Annotated in this window: 16 protein-coding genes and 3 pseudogenes; 16 read left to right on the top strand and 3 right to left on the bottom strand. The window is 64.3% G+C overall.

The features are described from left to right. Nucleotides 1–7 precede the first annotated feature (7 nt). Entirely contained in the window at nt 8–367 is a 360-nt protein-coding gene (locus A5646_RS14210) for a hypothetical protein (protein WP_067022173.1), read from the bottom strand. 84 nt (nt 368–451) lie between these two features. On the opposite strand from A5646_RS14210, the pseudogene istA reads away from it, so the two are divergent. The 6 genes and pseudogenes from istA (at nt 452) to A5646_RS14180 (ending at nt 6,728) form a co-directional block, all read left to right on the top strand. After that, nucleotides 452–1,697 (top strand): annotated as a pseudogene (gene istA, locus A5646_RS14205) (IS21 family transposase). Between the two features lie 148 nt (nt 1,698–1,845). Next, on the top strand, nt 1,846–2,568 hold the full coding sequence (gene istB, locus A5646_RS14200; protein ID WP_231998327.1) for an IS21-like element helper ATPase IstB: 723 nt from the start codon (nt 1,846–1,848) through the stop codon (nt 2,566–2,568). 255 nt (nt 2,569–2,823) lie between these two features. Next, complete coding sequence (locus A5646_RS14195; RefSeq protein WP_067022171.1) at nt 2,824–3,828, top strand: MBL fold metallo-hydrolase; 1,005 nt, start codon at nt 2,824–2,826, stop codon at nt 3,826–3,828. Then, nucleotides 3,825–4,349, top strand: a complete 525-nt coding sequence (locus tag A5646_RS14190) for a carboxymuconolactone decarboxylase family protein (protein ID WP_067022169.1) — start codon at nt 3,825–3,827, stop codon at nt 4,347–4,349. The genes A5646_RS14195 and A5646_RS14190 overlap by 4 nt, the downstream gene beginning before the upstream one ends. A gap of 24 nt (nt 4,350–4,373) precedes the next feature. Beyond that, the gene (locus tag A5646_RS14185; RefSeq protein ID WP_067022168.1) at nt 4,374–6,050 is read left to right on the top strand and encodes a CocE/NonD family hydrolase; all 1,677 of its coding nucleotides are present in this window, start codon (nt 4,374–4,376) and stop codon (nt 6,048–6,050) included. Nucleotides 6,051–6,128: 78 nt separating this feature from the next. After that, nucleotides 6,129–6,728, top strand: a complete 600-nt coding sequence (locus A5646_RS14180) for a TetR/AcrR family transcriptional regulator (RefSeq protein ID WP_067022167.1) — start codon at nt 6,129–6,131, stop codon at nt 6,726–6,728. A gap of 111 nt (nt 6,729–6,839) precedes the next feature. Here A5646_RS14180 and A5646_RS14175 read toward each other — a convergent pair. Further along, a pseudogene (locus A5646_RS14175) lies at nt 6,840–7,556 on the bottom strand (LLM class flavin-dependent oxidoreductase); the annotation flags it as partial. A gap of 436 nt (nt 7,557–7,992) precedes the next feature. Next, a complete protein-coding gene (locus A5646_RS28130; RefSeq protein WP_197497956.1) occupies nt 7,993–8,490 on the bottom strand; it encodes a nitroreductase/quinone reductase family protein in 498 nt (165 codons plus the stop codon). Between the two features lie 726 nt (nt 8,491–9,216). Here A5646_RS28130 and A5646_RS28125 point away from each other — a divergent pair. The 10 genes and pseudogenes from A5646_RS28125 to secA all read left to right on the top strand — a co-directional run. Beyond that, nucleotides 9,217–9,582: pseudogene (locus A5646_RS28125) on the top strand (oxidoreductase); the annotation flags it as partial. Nucleotides 9,583–9,754: 172 nt separating this feature from the next. Next, nucleotides 9,755–10,747 carry a Crp/Fnr family transcriptional regulator gene (locus A5646_RS14165; RefSeq protein WP_082984739.1) on the top strand — a complete coding sequence of 331 codons (993 nt, stop codon included), beginning with the start codon at nt 9,755–9,757 and terminating at the stop codon, nt 10,745–10,747. Then, the gene (locus A5646_RS14160) at nt 10,740–11,762 is read left to right on the top strand and encodes a nitronate monooxygenase (RefSeq protein ID WP_369806942.1); all 1,023 of its coding nucleotides are present in this window, start codon (nt 10,740–10,742) and stop codon (nt 11,760–11,762) included. The genes A5646_RS14165 and A5646_RS14160 overlap by 8 nt, the downstream gene beginning before the upstream one ends. A 24-nt stretch (nt 11,763–11,786) precedes the next feature. Continuing rightward, complete coding sequence (locus A5646_RS14155) at nt 11,787–12,077, top strand: hypothetical protein (protein WP_067022162.1); 291 nt, start codon at nt 11,787–11,789, stop codon at nt 12,075–12,077. A gap of 30 nt (nt 12,078–12,107) precedes the next feature. Beyond that, on the top strand, nt 12,108–13,739 hold the full coding sequence (locus A5646_RS14150; RefSeq protein ID WP_082984737.1) for a GMC family oxidoreductase: 1,632 nt from the start codon (nt 12,108–12,110) through the stop codon (nt 13,737–13,739). Next, the gene (locus tag A5646_RS14145; protein WP_067022158.1) at nt 13,739–14,629 is read left to right on the top strand and encodes an alpha/beta fold hydrolase; all 891 of its coding nucleotides are present in this window, start codon (nt 13,739–13,741) and stop codon (nt 14,627–14,629) included. Before A5646_RS14150 ends, A5646_RS14145 begins: the two co-directional genes overlap by 1 nt. 515 nt (nt 14,630–15,144) lie before the next feature. Next, nucleotides 15,145–16,353 (top strand): cytochrome P450, encoded by a 1,209-nt coding sequence (locus tag A5646_RS14140; protein ID WP_067022156.1) that lies wholly within the window; start codon nt 15,145–15,147, stop codon nt 16,351–16,353. A gap of 68 nt (nt 16,354–16,421) precedes the next feature. Further along, nucleotides 16,422–17,054 carry a ComF family protein gene (locus A5646_RS14135; protein WP_066868068.1) on the top strand — a complete coding sequence of 211 codons (633 nt, stop codon included), beginning with the start codon at nt 16,422–16,424 and terminating at the stop codon, nt 17,052–17,054. 333 nt (nt 17,055–17,387) lie between these two features. Further along, complete coding sequence (gene hpf, locus A5646_RS14130; protein ID WP_067022154.1) at nt 17,388–18,053, top strand: ribosome hibernation-promoting factor, HPF/YfiA family; 666 nt, start codon at nt 17,388–17,390, stop codon at nt 18,051–18,053. Nucleotides 18,054–18,204: 151 nt separating this feature from the next. Further along, nucleotides 18,205–21,033 carry a preprotein translocase subunit SecA gene (secA, locus tag A5646_RS14125; protein WP_067022152.1) on the top strand — a complete coding sequence of 943 codons (2,829 nt, stop codon included), beginning with the start codon at nt 18,205–18,207 and terminating at the stop codon, nt 21,031–21,033. The last annotated feature ends 56 nt before the right edge of the window (nt 21,034–21,089 follow it).

Here is a 21,089-nt window from a genome sequence, read left to right as displayed (position 1 = left end):
CTCGCTGTCACAGCTTTTGCAGCCCACGCAGGATCCGTTGCAGCGGGATACCGGCGGAGAGCGCGCGACTTAGGCTTGGCTGCAGCACGCTCAGGTTGCAGAGCACGATGTAGCGCACGCCACTGTCGCGCCACACCGCGGCTTGGTCAATGATGTCGTCCGGAGTGCCCGTCAAGAAGGCCGCCCTCATGAGTTTTCGAGGCACCGCGGCAGCCGCCGCGAGCACGGTCGCAGCATCGAGGGTCTGCGGAAGCGCATCGGAGAAGCCGGCGAAGTCGTTTCCAAACGGGTGCTCGGCACCGTGGCGCGCCCAGAAATTGGCGGAGATGTTGAGAGCGAACGATTTTGCGATATCGGAATCGAGCACCGCGTCGACGTCTGTTGACGATCCCTGAAAAGTAGACCTCCACGGGTCCCGCAAGTTTGACCCACCCGATGGTCTTTTGGAGGGGTGATTTCGGTGGAGGATTGGGCCCAGATCAGGCGATTACATCGGGCCGAGGGGGTGCCGATCCGCGAGGTGGCACGCCGGCTGGGTGTCTCGCGGAACACGGTGCGAGCGGCCTTGGCCTCTGATCGACCACCGCAGTACCAACGTCCTCCGCATGGCTCGGTGGCAGATGCCTACGAGTCGCAGATCCGGGCGTTGCTCGTGGAGTGGCCGAAGATGCCCGCGCCCGTGATCGCCGAGCGGATCAGATGGCCGCATTCGATGTCGCCGCTGAAGAAGAAGTTGCAACGCATCCGAGTACGTAGGGATCGATCCGGTCGACCGGTTCGTCTACCGGCCCGGCGAGATCGCCCAATGCGATCTGTGGTTTCCCGAGCCGCGGATTTGTGTCGGCGAGGGCCAGCACCGCATGCTGCCGGTGTTGGTGATGGTGTTGGGGTTCTCTCGCATGATCAACGCGGTGATGCTGCCCTCACGCCAAGGCGGGGACATCTTGTCCGGCATGTGGTCGTTGATATGTGGCTGGGGCCGAGTGCCAAAGACGCTGGTGTGGGACCGCGAGGCCGCGATTGGAGGCACTGGGCGGGTGTCTGCGGCGGCGGCGGCGTTCGCCGGCACGTTGGCCACTCGTATCCAGTTGGCCCCGCCCCGAGATCCGGAATACAAGGGCCTCGTCGAGCGCATGAACGGCTACTTGGAGACCTCGTTCCTTCCGGGGCGGCACTTCGCCTCCCCATCGGATTTCAACGATCGACTCTCAAAGTGGTTGATCAAAGCCAACACTCGTGCAGTTCGGGTGATCGGTGCCCGACCGGTCGATCTGTTCGAAACCGACACTCAGGCGATGCTGGCGCTCCCGCCCATCAGCCCGTCGGTTGGCCTGGCGTATCGGGTCCGGTTGTCGCGTGACTACTACGTCCGTGTCGACGCCGTGGACTACTCGGTCGATCCTCGGGTCATTGGCCGATTCGTCGACATCACCGCCTCGCCGCAGGAGGTCACGGCGCGATGTGAGGGCCAGGTCGTTGCTCGTCACCAGAGGTGCTGGGCCAGCCACGCCGTCATCACCGATCCCAGCCACGTGGCCACCGCCGCGGGGCTGCGCACCGCGCTGACCGACCAACGTGCCAGCCGCGTTGCCGCAAGCCGCCGTCATCACGGTGACGGTCACCCGGTAGCGCTACGTGCGCTACCGGACTACGACGCCCTTTTTGGTGTCGAATTCGGTTCCACCCCAACAATGTGAGGACACGTTCGTGACCACGGCGCCGAAGACCCAGAAACAACCTTATCCAGAGCTCTCCACGCCGATGCCTGCCGACACCCCGCCGTTGGCGTCGATACCCTCCGATGGATTGCCCGCCCAGATCGCCTACCTAACCCGCGCATTGTAGATTCCCACCATCGGCCGCTGCTGGGAGGGCCTGGCCGATCAAGCACGCGACGACAATTGGTCCCACGAGGAGTACCTCGCCGCACTGCTGCAACGCCAGCTCGCAGACCGCGAATCCGCCGGAACCGTCATGCGTATCCGCACCGCGCACTTCCCGGCGGTCAAGGCATTGGAGGATTTCAACCTCGACCATCTCCCCTCTTTGCGGCGAGACGTATTGGCGCACTTGGCAACCGGAATGTTCGTGCCGAAGGCCGAGAACGTCATCCTGCTTGGTCCGCCTGGGATCGGCAAAACCCACATCGCCATCGGGCTCGGAGTCAAGGCTGCCCACGCCGGCTACTCGGTACTCTTCGACACCGCCAGCAACTGGATCGCCCGGCTGGCCGGGGCACATCACGCCGGTCAGCTTGAGGCCGAGCTGAAGAAGGTCCGCCGCTACAAGCTCATCATCATCGACGAGGTCGGCTATATCCCGTTCGACCAGGACGCGGCAAACCTGTTCTTCCAGCTCATCGCCTCGCGCTACGAACAGGGCTCGAGCATGGTCACCTCGAACCTGCCGTTCGGCCGCTGGGGCGAAACCTTCTCCGACGACGTCGTCGCCGCAGCCATGATCGACCGCCTCGTCCATCACGCTGAAGTGCTCACCCTCACCGGCGACTCCTACCGCACCCGTACACGTCGCGAACTCCTCGGCAAGAACCGCACCAACGGCAGCTGAGCCCCACACCAGCGGTGAGTGTAGAAGCGCGCCCCACGCCCTCCTCGTGGAACATGTCGCCGGCCGCTGGATGCCAAGCTCATGATCGACCTCGAATGTTGCTTCGCCGGATGGCCACCCTGGCAGCGAATCGGCAATCCGCTTGTGTTCCACAAGCGTGGAGTTCTACACTCGTGGAGTTAATGCGGTTTGATCGCTCGAACACCGACGCAGGTGCCTGCAAGGGATCGGGCCTGTGGAATTGGAGGAGGACTTGTGTCAGAGAAGACGTATCCGCACACACGGGGTCTGCATGATTTGGGCGGCGGCGCGTACGCGTGGCTGCACGGACCCGGGATGGGGGGCGGCACCGCGAACGCGGGGCTGATCACCAACGGCGGGGAATCACTGATCATCGATACGCTTTTCGATCTCGACCACGCACGGGCATTCCTGGAGGCGATCGAGCCGATCACCGCCAATGCGCCGGTGAAGTATGTGGTGAACACCCACAGCGACGGTGACCACATCTACGGCAACCAGTTGTTCGGTGAGGACGTCGACATCATCGCCACCGAGGCGGCGACGGCCAAGATGTTTCAGAGCACGGCGGACCTGTTCGTGGCCACGACGGTCAGCGGCGAGCAGCCGGACAGCTACTTCGCGCCGATCAAGGCGGCCTACGGCGCGGAGTTCGATTTCCGGCCCGTCCGGGTGCGCAAGCCCAACGTGACGTTCTCCGGCCGCAAGACTCTGACTGTCGGTGCCTTGCAGGTCGAGCTGATCGACCTCGGACCGGCCCACACCGCCGGCGACCTCATCGTCAGCGTCCCCGAACTCGACGTGGTGTTCACCGGGGACCTCTTCGGCGCGGGCATCGGCACGCCGGTGTGCTGGGACGGCCCGCTGGACCGCTGGATCGAGGCCGTCGATGTCATCCGCAAGCTCGACGCCCGCACCATCGTGTGCGGTCACGGCCCCCTCCTGACCGGTGATGACCGCGCGAAGGCGTACGACTCGGTCACCGAGTACCTGCAGAACACCCTTGATGCGGCAACCCGCGCCTTCAACGACGGCCGATCGGTGCTCGAGGCCATCGAGTACTCGCCGTACTACGGCAAGTTGCCGAACGAACTGCTGCTGCAAAACACCAGCATCGCGTTCCACCACCTCGACAAGCGCTTCCCGAAACCTCAGCAGGAGGAGGGCATCTTCGCCACCGCGTTGTTGGCAGCCGAGGCGGCCCAGCTGGAGAAGTTCGGTAAGGACGCAGCGAAATGAGGGTTCCCGACATCGCCGGCGTGGACTTCACCGGGCTATTGCCCGCTGGTGTCGAGGCGCCGAACATCATCAGAATGCTGTCGCGCACCGGAGTCAACATGCGGCCGTTCTGGGCATTTGGCATGGCGTTCCGCGACAATGACCAGCTCTCGGACCGGCAGCGTGAGTTGGTGATTCTGCGGGTGGCCGCGTTGACCCGAAGCGAATTCGAACGGGTGCAGCACGAGCCGATGGCCCGTGTGGCCGGATGCACTGATGCTGAGGTGGCCGCCGCTCTGGACCTGGCGCGCGACTTGGACACCGTCTTCGCGCCCGATACCGCGGCGCTGCTGCGCTTCGTTGATGACGTCGTCGCCAGTTTCGGCGACCCGGCCGCCGTCGAGGGGGTGCAACCGCACTTCACCGACGATCAGATTGCCACCTTCACGCTGCTCGTCGGGCACTACGTGATGACCGCGATGTTCCTCAAGACCACCGATGTCCCCTTGGACCCGCCGGCAGTGCCCCCGCCCGCCAACTGACCACCACAAGCGCTGAGGAGAAAAATGACGAACATTCCTGTCGCTTTCCGACCAGCCCCGTCCCCTGAACTTCCGGAGGCCAAGTGGCGCGGCTTCCAGCCGGGCACCACGGTCCTAAAAGCCGGGTCGACCCACGCACCAGGCGGGCGGGCGCTGTCCTGTGACATCCGCCTGGACCGCGACGTCGAGGTCGCGTTGCGCGACGGAACGATCATCTACGTCGACGTGTTCCGGCCGCTCACCGAGGACCCGGTACCGGCAATCATGGCGTGGAGCCCCTACGGCAAACAGGGAGGGTTCATCACACTCGATACCTTCCCCAATCGTGCGGGAGTGCCTCACGACGCGGTGTCCGGTCTGCAGAAGTGGGAAGCCCCCGATCCGGCCTACTGGTGCGCGCACGGCTATGCCGTGGTCAATCCCGACGCCCGCGGCGCCTACGAATCGCACGGCGACATCCAAGTCTTCTCCCCCCAAGAAGGCCAAGACGCCGCCGACACCGTGGAGTGGATCGGCACCCAGCCCTGGTGTTCAGGCAAGGTCGCGATGGCAGGCAATTCGTGGCTCGGGGTGGCGCAGTGGCTGACCGCCGTGCAGCGACCGCCCCACCTTGCGGCGATCGCACCCTGGGAGGGCTTCAGTGACGTTTACCGCGAGCTGACCTACCTCGGCGGCATACCGCAGCCCACGTTCATCGAAGGTTTGGTCTCTCATCAGTACGGCCGCAACAAGATCGAGGACGTGCCGGCGATGATGACCAAATACCCTCTGTTCAACGAGTATTGGGACACCAAGCGCATCCACACCGAGGTGATCGACGTGCCGGCCTACGTGGTGGCTAGCTACACCAATGCGCTGCACACCCGGGGCACGCTGCGCGCCTACGCCACCCTCGACCCCACCAAGACGTGGCTGCGCATTCACAACACCCAGGAGTGGCCTGACTTCTACGCCCATCAGGACGACCTGCGCCGCTTCTTCGATCACGTGCTCAAGGGCCTGGACAACGGGTGGGAGCAGACACCGCGCGTGCGGATGGCCATCTACGATCCTGGGCACGACGACGTGGTCGATATGCCGCAGACCGCGTTCCCCCCGCCTGCGGCCATCGAGCGCAGCTTCTACCTTGACGCGGCGCACTCCACGATCAGCGAGCAAGCCGACGGGATCGAGGAAGCGTCGGTGAGTTACGTCGCGGCCAGCGAATCCGCGGTTTTCGAAGCCGATTTCGGCGACCTGACGATCGCCGGTCCGATGTCGCTGCGCTTGTGGGTGCAAACCGACGGCGAGGACGACATGGACCTGTACGTCGCCGTCCAGAAAACCGGTGCCGACGGCACCGTCCTCGTGCCCGACGTCTTTCCAGGCCTGTCCAGTCACGGTGCCAAGGGCCAACTGCGGGTGTCGCACCGTGCCCTCGACGCCACCAGAAGCACCCCTTTGGCGCCGTACCACACCTACGACAACCCTCAGCCGCTGAAGGTTGGGGAGATCGTGGCCGTCGACATCGAGATCTGGCCGATGGCGATGCGCTGGCACGCCGGGGAGAAACTGCGAATCGTGGTCGCCGGCAGAGATTTTCAGACCACGATCGGAGCGGCCGGTGAAAAGGCGACCACCACCAACCCTGGCCGCCACATCATCCACACCGGCGGACGCTACGATTCCCACCTTCGGGCACCCGTGCTCCCGTCAGACTAAACCGCAGCCGGTCATCGCAGAAATGAGAGATCAGTGACATCGCCGACGCCGGGACCGGCACCACACCAACAGGATTCTGTGGCGAAGAATCCCGGTGGACGCCGGCCCGGCGACAGCGGGACCAAGGACGCCATCCTCGATGCCGCGCGGGATCAGTTCGGTGCCAAGGGGTATCAGGCAGCCACGATCCGAGGCATCGCCGCCCAAGCCGGCGTCGACCCGGCACTGATCCGGCACTTCTACGGCAATAAGGAGCAGCTTTTCGCGGCCACCCTCGATCTGCCGACCTGGTTTGGAGACCACATCGAGGGGGTCTTCGACGGGGACGTAGACGGTCTGGGTGAGCGCTGTGTCCGGTCCTTCCTAAACCTGTGGGAAAACCCCGAATCCAGTGCCCCGGTGCAAGCCATGCTGCGGTCTGCCTTCGCCAGCACCGACGCCGCCGAACTGCTGCGAGACTTTCTCAGCGCCCGAGTCACCCGAAAACTGGCCAGTGATCTCCCGACCGACCACCCCGATGTGCGGATCGCGCTGACCAGTTCAACTCTGCTCGGCGTCGCCATCGCCCGCTATGTCACGCATGTAGAGCCTATCGCCGACCTCGAAATGGACACGCTGGTCGCTATGCTCGCCCCCTTGATCCAGCAGATATTGACTGACCAGCTACCCGGCTCCTAGCTCGACAACTGGGTCTGGTTGAACTGAACGGTGCGTCTCACCAATCTTCGCTGCGACAGCGGGTCAACTTTAAGAGACCCGTAGAGGGTCAATTTTCAGAGACCGTTGACAGACGTCATCGGTGGACCGTCCCGTGATGACGAACAGCCAGACGGCGGGAAGAATGCTCACGGGATCGCGGCCGGCATTGGAGGCCGCGGTGCGGACCACATGCAAGCGGTTGGCGTAATCCTGCGCAGTCTGCGGGAATCCCGGAAACCCCGCGTCGCCGTAGCGGCCGGTGATGCCCAGGGTCCGGGATCCGTGTGCCGCTACCCAGATCTGGGGCCATCGTCCACGGTATGGTGGTACTGCGAAAATCGCGTCCCTTAACGGGAAGTACGGCGAGTCGCGGGTGACTAGCTCACCCCGTGAATCCCACAGCGCCCGGATTGTGGCGATCGCTTCTTCGAATCGGCCCACGGGATGGTGCCAGTCGACACCATAGGGTTCGTTGCCTTCGCGTTCCCCGGCACCGATGCCTAAGATGGCCCGTCCACGGGTGAGAAGCTGCAACGTGGCCGCGGCCTGCGCGGTGACGGCCGGATTGCGACGACCGGCGTCGGTCACACCAATACCCAGACGCAACCGGCCGAGCCGGTTGCGGGCGGCGAGGTGACCGAGGATTGTCCACGGTTCCAGGTAGGCGTCGACCTTCGGGACAAGTCTGGCCATTCCGAGGTTCATCGGTGTCGCGACGGTGCGCGCCAGCATGGCATTGAGGTGATCCGGCACCCACAGTGAGTCGATCCGGCTGGACACCGCGGACAGGTAGTTTGCCTTGACCATCGCGGTGGGCGACAGAACGGTATTCAGCGGCTCGCTCACCAGCCCGACCTTGATGTTCGCCATGTTCAATCCGTTCAATCTATAAGTGCCACGAGGTTTAAGACTGGTAGGTCGTACTTTTCGTTACCGCGAACGACGTCGTGATCGACATCGCCCGCATCCTGCCGAAGCACGAGCAAATACAACTGGGCCCGACGTTAGAGTGGTCCCGAGCGCGCGGGTAGCCCCCAGAGCACAGCACTTCGTACCTATCGCGCAAGATTTGGCGGTACGGTCCAACCCCTCAAATTAGTAGCTGAGTACGGGTGCTGCCGACTACCTCGGTACACAGCTGGTGAACCGCACCGGTGCGTTACAGCCTTTCCTACGCTTGCGTGCTGTGCTGTCCTTTGGCAACAGTCTGAATTCGTTTGACTGACATGCAATCTTTGCCGCATCAGGACGCCGGTATGAAGGCTACGACCGGGATGGATCTCTTACCCGCTATGCCTTGGTAGTGACCGTAGGGGGAAGCGGCTCCTCGGACCAGACCGAAGAGTCGGTCCCGTTCGGTGCCGGTGATTTCCTCTGCAACGAATCGGCCGCGAAAGCACCCGCCATCCAACGTCACCAAGGGATTCGCCTTGACGTTGTAATACCAACTCGGGTTCTGGGGAGAGCCGAAGTTAGATGCGATGACGATCACCCGTCCCCGATCGGTGAAATACACGACCGTAGAAGTGCGGCTGATGCCGGATCTGGCGCCGGTGTGGGTGAGTACCAGCGCATGAAACGGAGCGACGCAGGACAAGCGACCTCGGCTGAGTCGCACCAGAGTCGGGTCGAGGCGCGTCCCGACATTGCGCATGAACCATATGCCGGGCGTCGAGCTTGCCAGCCGGGTCGTGAAACGGTGAGCGCGGCTATCCGACGGCTCTGATCGCGGAATCATCATGTGACACAGCGTAGTTGAGCGCAACTCCGATCCTTGATGGCTAAGGTCAGACCTGCGCATTCTGTCTCGAACCTATCGCTCGGGGTCTGGCAGCAGGTCGACTAGCCACCGCGTCCACTACTTCGGCCACCTTGCGCATCCTGCGAGCCATTGTCGACCGTCTCGGCGCGCAGGACCGGCTATTGGGATCCCCGGGCGCGTGGAATGCCATGCGATGGACCAGGTTTCTGTCCCGAGAGTGTCAGTGCGCATTTAGGCCGGCGGTCTGCGCGCAGTGGCTAGTCAGCCGTCGGCCGCCTCACTAGCGTCGGTTGGCAATTACTCCTTTGGGCGCCCGGCCAGTTTTCTCCCATGATCGTTCAGAGGTTCCGTTATGCCGATTGAACCCGTGCAGAACGCTTAGAGCGTCGCATCGCCGAGTTGTCCGCCATTGATCCGCAGTTCGCCGCTGCGCAGCCGAGCGCGGCGGTGACCGCGGCGATCCAGCGGCCGGGGCTGCGACTGACGCAGGTGATGCAGACGGTGATGGAGGGCTACGCGGAGCGGCCCGCGCTCGGGCAGCGCGCCGTCGAGTTCGTCAACGACCCGCAGACCGGCCGCACCTTACTAAAGTTGCTGCCTCGGTTCGAGACCATCACCTATCGCGAGCTGTGGCGCCGTGTCGGCACGCTTGCAAACGCGTGGACCCATGAGGTCGTCCCCGGGGGCCGGGCCCTCGAGGACGGGTCCGGCTTCCAGACCTACCACGTGATGAACCCGTACGACGAGGGCATCGGTCTGGACGAGTACGTCGACTGGCTGGTCGAGGCCGGATACTCGATCGAGCGCATTGCCGACTACTCCGAATGGCTGCGGCGGTTCGAGACAGCGCTGCGCGGCTTGCCCGAAAAGCAGCGCAACGCCTCGCTGCTTCCGCTGCTACACAACTACCAGAAACCCCAACAGCCCGCCACCGGGTCAATGGCCCCCACCGACCGATTCCGCGCAGCCGTCCAGGACGCCAAAACCGGCCCAGGTAAAGCCATCCCACACATCACTCCGGCGATCATCGCTAAATACGTCAACGACTTACGACTGCTCGAATTGCTGTGATCGCAAGTAATCAAGAAGCGATCCGAATGGTCGCAGCAGCATTCAACCCGCCGGTGCCTAGCAGCCCGTGGTAAGCGGATTGGTATGGCGTAACTGCGTGTATGCGCGGACCGGCCAAAGAGCTGCGTGTGGCGGCTAGTCGATCTACAGTCACGTCCATACCGTAGGTTTCATGAATCGTACTGCGCTCGCTGTGCTGTCGCCGGCGGTATGGCTAGGGGTGCCGATGTTCCGGCGATCCGCGCCCAGGCATAGGCATTCGCTGGGCGCGGACGGGAATGCGTCAATAGATACGTTGCAGACGAACGGTTTAGGTGCCGTTCCTTCATCGGCATCACCGACTTGTGCCGGTTTGTGCAGCAGCACACTGGACCGAGTAAACAATCCTGCGGACACCCCACCGGATCGGTTGAACCGTCATTCGCATGCAGGAGGGTCGCGCGTCGGTAGCGAAAGGTCCGTTGCGTATCAGGCGCTCATCGCGTCAGGGCTCTTCAGCAAGGTAGATTCGGGCATCCTGTCCGCCGCGGTCGAGCAGCTTGAGATAGTGCGATTCCCGGCACGGGCCGCCATGGCTACTCAAAGTAGCCGCGGCGGTGAGGTTTACGTCATCGTCTCGGGAAAGGTCAAGGTCGCTTACCGTCACCGTGAGGGCAAGGAGATGGTGTTCAGCATTTTAGGCCCCAAAGAGATGTTCGGTGCCCTAATGCTTTTCGACCCCGAAGCCCGCGAAATCACGGCAACTGCGCTCACCGAGGTCGTCGCGGTGTCGATACAACGCGATCAGTTTCGGGGTTGGATAGCCCAATGCCCAGAGTTCAGTGATCAGGTGTTGCGACTGTTTGCGCGGTGGGTGAAGGCGTCGATGAACTCCTTGGTGGACTTCGCTTTCGGCGATGTGCAGGGCCGTGTCGCGAATCAGCTGTTGTTGCTGAGGAAGCGATTTGGCCAGCGGGAGGGTGAAGTTGTGCGGGTTGTGCACGACCTGACTTTGACGGACTTCTCTCTTTTGACCAGCGTTGCGCCGGAGACGGTCTGCAGGATATTGCGCGAATTTCAGAACCGCGGCTGGATCCGTCTGGAGGACAACAGCGTGGTAATCGTCGATGCCCAGGCGCTTTCGTCGGTATCACATACCAACGTGCGGGAGGTCTCTTGTGCTTGACCGATTCGCGTTGGCGGATCTCAGCGCTCCGGTGCTGGGAGCACCCATGGCCGGCGGACCATCGACGCCCGAGCTGGCGGCTGCGGTGACCAACGGCGGCGGCCTTGGCTTCCTCGCCGCCGGCACGTTGTCAGCCGAAGACTTAGCCGAGGCCATCGCCGCGGCGCGGAGGCTGACATCAGGTCCCCTCGGAGTCAATCTGTTTGTGCCTCAGCGACAGGTGTGCACCTCGGAACAGCTCACTGCATTCGCGGCAGCCTTGGCGCAGGAAGCGCGACGCTACGGTGTGGCGCTTGGTGAACCGCGTCATGGCGACGACGAGTGGGACGCGAAACTCGATGTGGTCAGCGATCTGCGGCCCGAGGTCGTGTCGTTTACCTTCGGCTCGCCGAGCGGGGAGGAGTGTCGGCGTTTGAGCGGTCTCGGCATCATGAGCGTCGCCACAATCACCGCGGTTCACGAAGCGGTGATTGCGCTGACGTGCGGTGTCGATGCCTTAATCGCGCAGGGCCCCAACGCGGGTGGGCATCGGGCGACATTCGACGCACTCGCCGTGCCGCCCAATGATCCGCTCCTGGACCTGGTTGCCGTTCTGGTCGACTGCTTCGACTGTCCGGTTGTGGCAGCCGGAGGTGTAGGTACGCGTGATGACGTCAGTCGGCTGCGCGATGCGGGTGCCACGGCTGTGCAATGCGGTACAGCGTTTCTGCTCGCCGACGAAGCCGCAACCAATCCGCTGCATCGGGCCGCATTGCGAGATCCGCGGTTCACCGAGACTGTGCAGACACGCGCGTTCACCGGCCGATATGCACGAGCACTGCGTAACCGCTTCATCGAAATGTACGAACCTGCAGCGGTATTCGGCTTCCCCGAGGTAGCACTGATGACCGCACCGATTCAACAGGCCGCGGTGAAATTGGGTGACCCGCACGCCACCGCACTGTGGGCTGGTGGCGCCTTCCGCCACGCAAAGACCGGCCCAGCCGCCGACATCGTGCGCGAGCTGGTCGGTTAGCCGGCATAGGAAAGGCCCACTGCAATGGAATTCGGTGGCGACAAAGGCGCGATCATTACCGGCGCATCGCGCCTCATTAGTGCGGGCTTGGTCGAAGCGTATCGCACACACGCCCGTCGGGTGATCGCCAACTCTCGCACTATCACTGAATCGGCCCACCCCGAAGTCGTAACCGTCGCGGGTGATATCGCCGACCCCGGCACTGCCGAACGCATCCTCACGGACGCGTCGACACGTGCCCTGTACCTGGAAGCTGCGATGTTCATGGCCGGCGAGGTCCTGCACATCGACGGCGGCCAGAGCGCGGGCCACTGAATAGGGGAAACAAGCGGAAAGGACGAACGAATGTCGAATCACTGGCCGGAGAGCGTTGATCACGAACGACACCGCCGAATTCGAGAGAATCAGAATCGATTGGCGGCCGATCTCAAGCAGTCCTACGACTTCATCGTCTGCGGCGCAGGATCATCCGGCTGCGTGGTCGCCCGGCGGTTGGCCGAGGACCCGGGAGTCAGCGTCTTGTTGTTAGAGGCCGGGGGCGCCGATGACCTCCCGTCTGTCACCGAATCGACGCTGTGGCATACGAATCTGGGCAGCGCAACGGATTGGGCGTTCCAGGCCGAGCCGAACCCGTACCTCAACGGCCGCAGGCTCATGCTATCGATGGGCAAAGTTCTGGGCGGCGGCTCGAGTATCAACCTAATGGCCTGGGCCCGCGGCCATCGGTCGGATTGGGACTTCTTCGCCGCGGAGTCGGGCAACGACGCGTGGAGCTACCAGTCCGTGTTGGACGTCTATCGTCGCATCGAAGACTGGCAAGGCGCCCCGGATAATGAATACCGGGGCACGGGCGGTCCGATCTTCGTGCAGCCGAAAATGAATCCGCATCCGGCGGGTCCCGCGGTGTTAGAAGCCGCCGATTGTCTCGGCATTGCCCGCTTCGACAATCCGAACGGAAAGATGATGGAGGGCAATGGTGGCGCGGCGATCATGGACCTGCGCACGCGGTGCGGCAAGCGCCAATCCATTTTTCGGTGTTACACGTATCCCTACATGGACCGGCCCAACCTGACTGTACTGACGGCTGCATTGGTGCGACGAGTGACCATTGAACGCGGCCGCGCCGTGGGAGTCGAAGTCGAGTATCGGGACCGAGTCCGGCACTTCGGTGCCGAAGCCGAGGTTGTGCTGTCAATGGGTGCAATCCATACCCCGAAGACGCTGATGCTTGCCGGAGTGGGCGACCATAGGATCCTGCGGTGCTTGGGAATTGCGGTGGCCGAGGACTCACCTGGCGTCGGCCGCAACTTGCAGGACCATCTCGGCATCCCATGCATCTGGGAATCACCCGACGAGGAGCCGTTGCATAATTCCGGCGACACCACGCTGTTCTGGCCGAGTCACGGCGGGCGTGCGGAGCCCGATTTCTTCGCCTGCCAAGGCGCGATCCTGTTCTCGAGTCCGGAGAACATCGCCCGCTTCGGGCTGCCCGATACCGGTTGGATGCTGCTGGGTGCCCTGACGCGACCCAGGAGCCGTGGCGCAGTCGAGCTGACGAGCGCAGACCCCAACCAGCCCGTCCGGGTGGTGCACAACGGTCTGTCGCATCCCGATGACCTGCGGCTGGCTCGCAAATTAGTCGAGGATATGCGCAAAGTCGGCAATGCCGCACCACTGCGTCCGTTCGTCAAACGCGAAGTCATGCCCGGGCCGCTGAGAGGCAGGGAGCTGGTCATCTACATACGTGATGCCGCGGTCACCTTCTGGCACGTGGTCGGCACGGCGAAGATGGGCCGCGACCGGATGGCCGTCGTCGATGGCAGCCTGAAAGTCCATGGCATCGAAAACCTGCGTGTCGCAGACGGATCCATTATGCCGAGGATCACGAGTGCAAACACGATGGCGCCCTGCGTCGTCATTGGGGAGCGCGCCGCCGAAGAGATCAAGGCAGAACACAGTCTGGCGGCCTCGGCGTGATGGCGCTCAGCGCGATGCCCGAACTCGACGGGGTCGTGCACCGGTTCATCGAGGTTGGCGACGGTGTCACGATTCATGTAGCCGACGCAGGCGCCCCCAACTCTGTGACGGTGATGCTTATCCATGGGTTCCCACAGAACTGGTGGCTGTGGCATCAGCTGATTCAACCGCTGACCGAGGATGGGTTGCGGGTGCTTTGTCCTGACTTGCGCGGTGCCGGTTGGAGTTCGGTGCCCCGCGGCCGGTACTACAAGTCCGATATGGCGGACGATCTCGCGATCGTGCTCGAAAGGCTTGACACGGGACCGGTGCATCTCGTTGGCCACGACTGGGGAGGACCGGTCGCATTCCTTCTGATGCTGCGGCATCCCAAAATGGTCCGCGGCTTCTTCGGACTCAATACGGTTGGACCTTGGTATGTGATTGACGACGCGTTCCTGCGCGGTCTGTGGAGCCTGTGGTACCAGCTTGCTTTGTCGTTGCCAGTTCTCGGCCAACGGTTGATCGGCGACAGCAAGGGGCGCTTCCTGGCAATGTTAAGCCGTTGGCTCGGCGCGGGATTCGTCCCCGAGGACATGCCGCTCTATATTCAGCTGATGGGCGACCCCAGTCGCGCGCTGGCCGCGTCGCGCTGGTACCGCACCGCCCAATGCCGGGAAATCCCGCGCTGGCTTCGTGGTCAGTACGCACAGTGTCGCATCGATGTGCCGGTGCGGCTATTGCGTGGAGCCAAAGACCCGGTGATTACGTCGACGCTGCTGCGTGGCTACAACAGCCGAATGTCCGACCTCGAGGTTGAAACCATCCAGGACGCCGGCCACTGGATCGTCGAGGAACGACCCGAACTTGTGCTGCAACGGCTGCGCACCTTTGTTCTCGAGACGAGTTAGCCACGAGATGAAACATTTTTATGGTATCGGACCGCGGTCCTCGCGGATCGCGGAATCGGCCTTAGTGCGCAACGCATTCGGTTCAGTTCTGAACGTCGGTGTCGATCATATTTACTCCCCGTAAGCGGGCGGAATCGTAATGCGTCTGGAGGTTTCGATACCCAGATATGTCGTGCAGGTCGTGGTCACGAGCCAGCCTCGCCGCCCCAGCGAAATGAGAATCGTGTGCGCAGCACTGATGGTGGCCAGAAGGCGTCCGAGATGATCGAGTGGACAGTCAAACCGTCTCGGCTGCATGAGCAGATAGCGAACTGTATGGCCCCGTGTCGAGTTGCGGCTGACCGAATGGCTCGAGACCATTGACTCCGCGACCGCGCGGCGCGTCGCCGTGCGGACCATGGCCGGCCTGCAGAGCGTGATCGAGGCGGTGGTGGGGTAGCGAGCTTCGCTTCCCGGCTGCCGCGGCGCGTGCGGCGGCTTCGCCAATACCGTTGGTACGCATAGCGTTAAGCCGCATGAATGCCACGCAACACACACTCGACATCGATCTCACCGACGGCCATTTCTACGCTGATGGGCGCGCCCGCGAAGCGTATCGCTGGATGCGCGAAAACCAACCAGTTTGCCGTGACCGCAACGGCCTCGCGGCGGCTGCGACGTATCGGGCGGTCCTCGACGCCGAACGCAATCCGCAGCTATTTTCCAATGCCGGCGGAATTCGGCCGGCGTACCCACCGATGCCCTACATGATCGACATGGACGACCCGGACCACCTCCTGCGCCGCAAGCTGGTCAGCGCGGCATTCACCGGAAAGCGGGTAAGGAACAAGGCGTTGCCCATCATCAGGATGTGCGACGCGCTGATCGACGCTGTCTGCGAGTCGGGGCACTGTGACTTCGTCCGTGACATCGCCGCGCCGCTACCGATGGCGGTGATCGGCGACATGCTCGGCGTGCTGCCCGACGAGCGCGCCACACTGCTGAAATGGTCCGAAGAGCTGGTGGGCGGTCCCCGGTCGCCGGACGACGAGGCATCCGTGCAGGCGGTGATGGAGGCGTTCGCCGCCTACACGGCGTTCGCCAAGGACGCCGTCGTCAAACGCCGGATGGAGCCCACCGACGACCTGTTCAGCGTGCTCGCGAATGCCGAAGTAGACGGACGGAGGATGTCGGACGACGAAATCATCTTCGAGTCACTACTGATCCTCATTGGCGGGGACGAGACCACCCGGCACACGCTCTCCGGCGGAATCGAACAGTTGCTGCGCAACCGCGACCAATGGGAAAGGCTGCGCCGCGATCGAAGCCTGCTGACCGGAGCCGTGGAGGAGATGCTGCGCTGGACCTCGCCGATCAAGAACATGTGCCGCACCCTGGCGGCGGCAACCGAGTTCCACGGCACCCGGCTGAGCGTCGGCGAAAAAATCCTGCTTCTGTTCGAGTCCGCGAACTTCGACGAGACAGTGTTCGAGAACCCAGACGAATTTCGCATCGACCGCCAGCCGAATAATCACCTGGCATTCGGCTTCGGCACCCATTTTTGCCTGGGTAACCAGCTGGCGCGGTCGGAACTCTCGTTGATGGTCGCGCGCGTGCTGGACCGGCTGCCCGACCTGCGGCTTGCCGATGGCGTCGAAGTGCCGCTGCGCCCGGCGAACTTCGTCAGTGGGCCCGAGTCAATGCCGGTGATCTTCACGCCGTCGAAACCCATTGGCCCGCGATGATGGAAGCCACGCGTGGCGGCCTAGCTCCCGGCCGCATAGCTGTCACACCCACCCGCCACACTGACGCCATGCTCGACCTGTTCCTGCCGGCCGAATGCGGCGGTTGCGGGGCGCCGTCGACCCGCTGGTGCGACGCGTGCGCCGCCGAGCTGTCGGTGCCGGCCGACCAGCCGCATGTGGTGACCCCGCGCATCGACCCGGAGGTCCCGGTGTTCGCGCTCGGCCGCTACGCCAACGCGCGCCGGCACGCGATCCTGGCGCTCAAGGAGCGGGGCCGGGCGGACCTGGTCGAACCGCTGGCGCGGCCCCTGGCCGTCGGCGTGCACCGGTTGCTGTCGTGGGGGATCGTGCCCACCCCGCTGACCGTCGTTCCCGCGCCCACCCGGCGCTCGGCCGCGCGGCGGCGCGGCGGTGACCCCGTCGCCCGGCTGGCGCGCGCCGCGGTGGCGCGGCATCCGGAGATCGCCGTCGTCGCGGCGTTGCGGCTCAAGGCGCTGACCCGTGACTCGGTGGGCCTGGGCACGGCCGCGCGCGAGCGCAACATCACCGGCCGGGTGGTGTTGCGCGGCCCACCGCCGCGCACCGAAGTCATGGTCGTCGACGACATCGTCACCACCGGTGCGACCGCGCGCGAGTCGGTGCGCATCCTGCACGCCGCCGGGGTCCGGGTCGCCGCGGTGCTGGCGCTGGCCGCCGTGTGAACCTCACCGCCCCCAGGCCGAGCCCGTGAGCCGGCCAAGAGGTTGTGAAGAACTCGCAACAGCCGGACCAAATTAGTGGCTCGGCAGGCGAACACGAGCTAACGTCGAGAACAACGAAGAACGACTCATCGGTCTGACTCACTGGTCGCGATTTTCCAGGTGGGACCCATCCGCGGGAAGGGGTGAGTAATCGACACCTTGCACCGGCGGGCAGCCTGCGGCGGTAGCCAGTCTCGAACCGCTCTCACCTCGTCGGCGCATCAAGCAGCCGGGCACGCAGGGCGCGTGCGACGTGAAAAGAGAAACGAGTTGTCACGTATGTCAAGGCTATCCGTGGATTCCGGTCAGATTCTGGACCAACCGCCCATCACCGATGAGCAAGCCCCACCGACAACCACCGCCGATGTTGTGTTCAAGGGCCGCAACGTTGAAATCCCCGATCATTACCGTCTGTACGTCTCGCAAAAACTCGCCCGGCTCGAGCGGTTCGACCGCTCCATCTATCTCTTCGATGTCGAGCTCAAGCACGCGCCCAACCGGCGCCAGCGCAAATCCTGTCAGCGCGTGGAGATCACCGCCCGCGGCCGCGGCCCGGTGACCCGGGCGGAGGCTTGTGCCAACAGTTTCTACGCCGCGTTCGAGTCCGCGGTCGACAAGCTGGAGAACCGGCTGCGCCGCGTCAAGGACCGTCGCAAGGTCCACTACGGGGACAAGACCCCGGTGTCACTGGCCGCGGCCACCGCGGTGCCACCCGTCCCGCCGGACAGCGCGCCGCAGCCCGCGCCCGCCGAGCGCGACGGCGTGGAACCTGACCACGAGCCCGGGCGGATCGTGCGGACCAAGGAGCACCCGGCGACGCCGATGACGGTCGACGACGCGCTCTACGAGATGGAGCTGGTCGGACACGACTTCTTCCTATTCCACGACAAGCAGACCGAACGGCCCAGCGTGGTCTACCGGCGGCACGCCTACGACTACGGCCTGATCAGGCTGTCCTGACGGGGCTGGTTGGGCGGCGACCCGCTACGCCCGGCGTTGCCGCGCTTGCGATCGCCGCTACGGCGGTACCCACGGGGTCGTCGCCTACCATGGGAGTCGCTCAAGAAAAGACTCCTACCAACAGGGGCACATCCCAAAAGGGGACAACACCGTGCTGTCGAAGTTGCTGCGCCTTGGCGAAGGTCGCATGCTCAAGCGTCTCAAGCGGGTGTCTGACTACGTCAACACCTTGTCCGACGAGATCGAGAAGCTCACCGACGCCGAGTTGCGGGCCAAGACCGACGAGTTCAAGAAGCGGCACGCCGACGGCGAAAGCCTCGACGACCTGCTGCCCGAGGCGTTCGCCGTCGCCCGCGAGGCCGCGTGGCGGGTGCTCGACCAGCGGCACTTCGACGTGCAGGTGATGGGCGGTGCCGCACTGCACTTCGGCAACGTCGCCGAGATGAAGACCGGTGAGGGCAAGACCCTGACCTCGGTGCTGCCGGCCTACCTCAACGCCATTGGCGGTAAGGGTGTGCACGTCGTCACCGTCAACGACTACCTGGCCAAACGTGACAGCGAGTGGATGGGCCGCGTGCACCGCTTCCTCGGCCTCGAGGTCGGGGTGATCCTGGCCCAGATGACGCCGGACGAACGCCGGGTCGCCTACAACGCCGACATCACCTACGGCACCAACAACGAGTTCGGCTTCGACTACCTGCGTGACAACATGGCGCATTCGCTCGACGACCTGGTCCAGCGCGGGCACAACTTCGCCATCGTCGACGAGGTCGACTCCATCCTGATCGACGAGGCCCGCACCCCGCTGATCATCTCGGGCCCCGCCGACGGCGCCTCCAACTGGTACCTCGAGTTCGCCCGGCTGGCGCCGCTGATGGAGAAGGACACCCACTACGAGGTGGACCTGCGCAAGCGCACCGTCGGCGTGCACGAGCTGGGCGTGGAATTCGTCGAGGACCAGCTCGGCATCGACAACCTCTACGAGGCCGCCAACTCGCCGCTGGTCAGCTACCTCAACAACGCGCTGAAGGCCAAGGAGCTGTTCAACCGCGACAAGGACTACATCGTGCGCGACGGCGAGGTCCTGATCGTCGACGAGTTCACCGGCCGCGTGCTCTACGGCCGCCGCTACAACGAGGGCATGCACCAGGCCATCGAGGCCAAGGAGCACGTGGAGATCAAGGCCGAGAACCAGACGCTGGCCACCATCACGCTGCAGAACTACTTCCGCCTCTACGACAAGCTCGCCGGCATGACCGGTACCGCCCAGACCGAGGCGGCCGAGCTGCACGAGATCTACAAGCTCGGCGTGGTGCCGATCCCGACCAACAAGCCGATGATCCGCGCCGACCAGTCCGACCTGATCTACAAGACCGAGGAAGCCAAGTACATCGCGGTGGTCGACGACGTCGTCGAGCGCTACGAAAAGGGCCAGCCGGTGCTGATCGGTACCACCAGCGTGGAGCGCTCGGAGTACCTGTCCCGTCAGTTCCAGAAGCGCCGCGTGCCGCACAACGTGCTCAACGCGAAGTTCCACGAGCAGGAGGCGACCATCGTCGCCGTCGCCGGCCGCCGCGGCGGCATCACCGTCGCGACCAACATGGCGGGCCGCGGAACCGACATCGTGCTCGGCGGCAACGCCGACTTCCTCACCGACCAGCGGCTGCGCGAGCGCGGCCTCGACCCGGTCGAGACGCCCGAGGAATACGACGCCGCCTGGCACGAGGAACTGCCGAAGGTCAAGGAGGAGGTCGCCGCCGAGGCCGCCGAGGTGATCGAGGCCGGCGGCCTGTACGTGCTGGGCACCGAGCGGCACGAGTCCCGGCGCATCGACAACCAGCTGCGCGGTCGCTCCGGCCGGCAGGGCGACCCGGGCGAGTCGCGGTTCTACCTGTCGCTGGGCGACGAGCTCATGCGCCGGTTCAACGGCGCCGCGCTGGAGGCGATGCTCAACCGGCTGAACCTGCCCGACGACGTGCCGATCGAGGCCAAGATGGTCACCCGGGCGATCAAGAGCGCCCAGACCCAGGTCGAGCAGCAGAACTTCGAGGTCCGCAAGAACGTCCTGAAGTACGACGAGGTGATGAACCAGCAGCGCAAGGTGATCTACGCCGAGCGCCGCCGCATCCTGGAGGGCGAGAACCTCAAGGAGCAGGCGCTGGACATGGTGCGCGACGTGGTCACCGCCTACGTCAACGGCGCCACCTCCGAGGGCTACGCCGAGGATTGGGACTTGGAAGCGCTGTGGACGGCGCTCAAGACGCTGTACCCGGTGGGCATCGACCATGCGACGCTGACGCGCCGCGACGCCGACGCCGACCTCGACGACCTCACCCGCGAGGAGCTGCTCGAGGCGCTGCTCAAAGACGCCGAAAACGCTTATGCCATAAGGGAAGCCGAGCTCGAGGAGATCGCCGGCGAGGGCGCGATGCGCCAGCTGGAGCGCAACGTGCTGCTCAACGTGATCGACCGCAAGTGGCGCGAGCACCTCTACGAGATGGACTACCTCAAGGAGGGCATCGGGCTGCGCGCGATGGCCCAGCGCGACCCGCTCGTCGAGTACCAGCGCGAGGGCTACGACATGTTCATGGCGATGCTCGACGGCATGAAGGAAGAGTCGGTCGGGTTCCTGTTCAATGTCACCGTCGAGGCGGTGCCCAGCCCGCAGGTCGCGCCGGTACAAGCCCCGGAGGGGCTGGCCGAATTCGCCACCGCCGCGGCCGGCAAGCAGGGCGGCGCGGCGACGGCCGTGCGCGAAGAGGCCCCAACCCAATTGCGCGCCAAGGGCATTGACAACGAAGCGCCGGCCATGACCTACTCCGGACCGGCGGAGGACGGCTCGGCGGCGGTCCAGCGCAACGGCGGCGATTCCAAGACGCCGGCCGGGGTTCCCGGGGGTGCCAGCCGGCGCGAGCGGCGCGCCGCGGCGCGGCAACAGGGTCGCGGCGCCAAGCCACCCAAGTCGGTCAAGCGCCGCTAGCCGCGCGCCCAACCTCGCCAATACGTTTCTCGGCCCGGCAGCAACGCCAATGCCCT

The sequence above is a fragment of the Mycobacterium sp. 1245499.0 genome (assembly GCF_001673615.1).
Classification (GTDB): Bacteria; Actinomycetota; Actinomycetes; order Mycobacteriales; family Mycobacteriaceae; genus Mycobacterium; species Mycobacterium europaeum_A.
The sequence above is the reverse complement of the archived record's forward strand: the minus strand, read 5'-3'. Positions and strand labels throughout refer to the sequence as shown.

Excerpts from the sequence above, each read along its gene's own strand:
- A5646_RS14190 (WP_067022169.1), top strand. The coding sequence starts at position 3,825 with ATGAGGGTTCCCGACATCGCCGGCGTGGACTTCACCGGGCTATTGCCC.
- A5646_RS14150 (WP_082984737.1), top strand. The coding sequence starts at position 12,108 with ATGTCGAATCACTGGCCGGAGAGCGTTGATCACGAACGACACCGCCGA.
- A5646_RS14140 (WP_067022156.1), top strand. The coding sequence starts at position 15,145 with ATGAATGCCACGCAACACACACTCGACATCGATCTCACCGACGGCCAT.
- A5646_RS14145 (WP_067022158.1), top strand. The coding sequence starts at position 13,739 with ATGGCGCTCAGCGCGATGCCCGAACTCGACGGGGTCGTGCACCGGTTC.
- A5646_RS28130 (WP_197497956.1), bottom strand. The coding sequence starts at position 8,490 with ATGATGATTCCGCGATCAGAGCCGTCGGATAGCCGCGCTCACCGTTTC.
- A5646_RS14165 (WP_082984739.1), top strand. The coding sequence starts at position 9,755 with ATGAATCGTACTGCGCTCGCTGTGCTGTCGCCGGCGGTATGGCTAGGG.
- A5646_RS14135 (WP_066868068.1), top strand. The coding sequence starts at position 16,422 with ATGCTCGACCTGTTCCTGCCGGCCGAATGCGGCGGTTGCGGGGCGCCG.
- A5646_RS14155 (WP_067022162.1), top strand. The coding sequence starts at position 11,787 with ATGGAATTCGGTGGCGACAAAGGCGCGATCATTACCGGCGCATCGCGC.
- A5646_RS14185 (WP_067022168.1), top strand. The coding sequence starts at position 4,374 with ATGACGAACATTCCTGTCGCTTTCCGACCAGCCCCGTCCCCTGAACTT.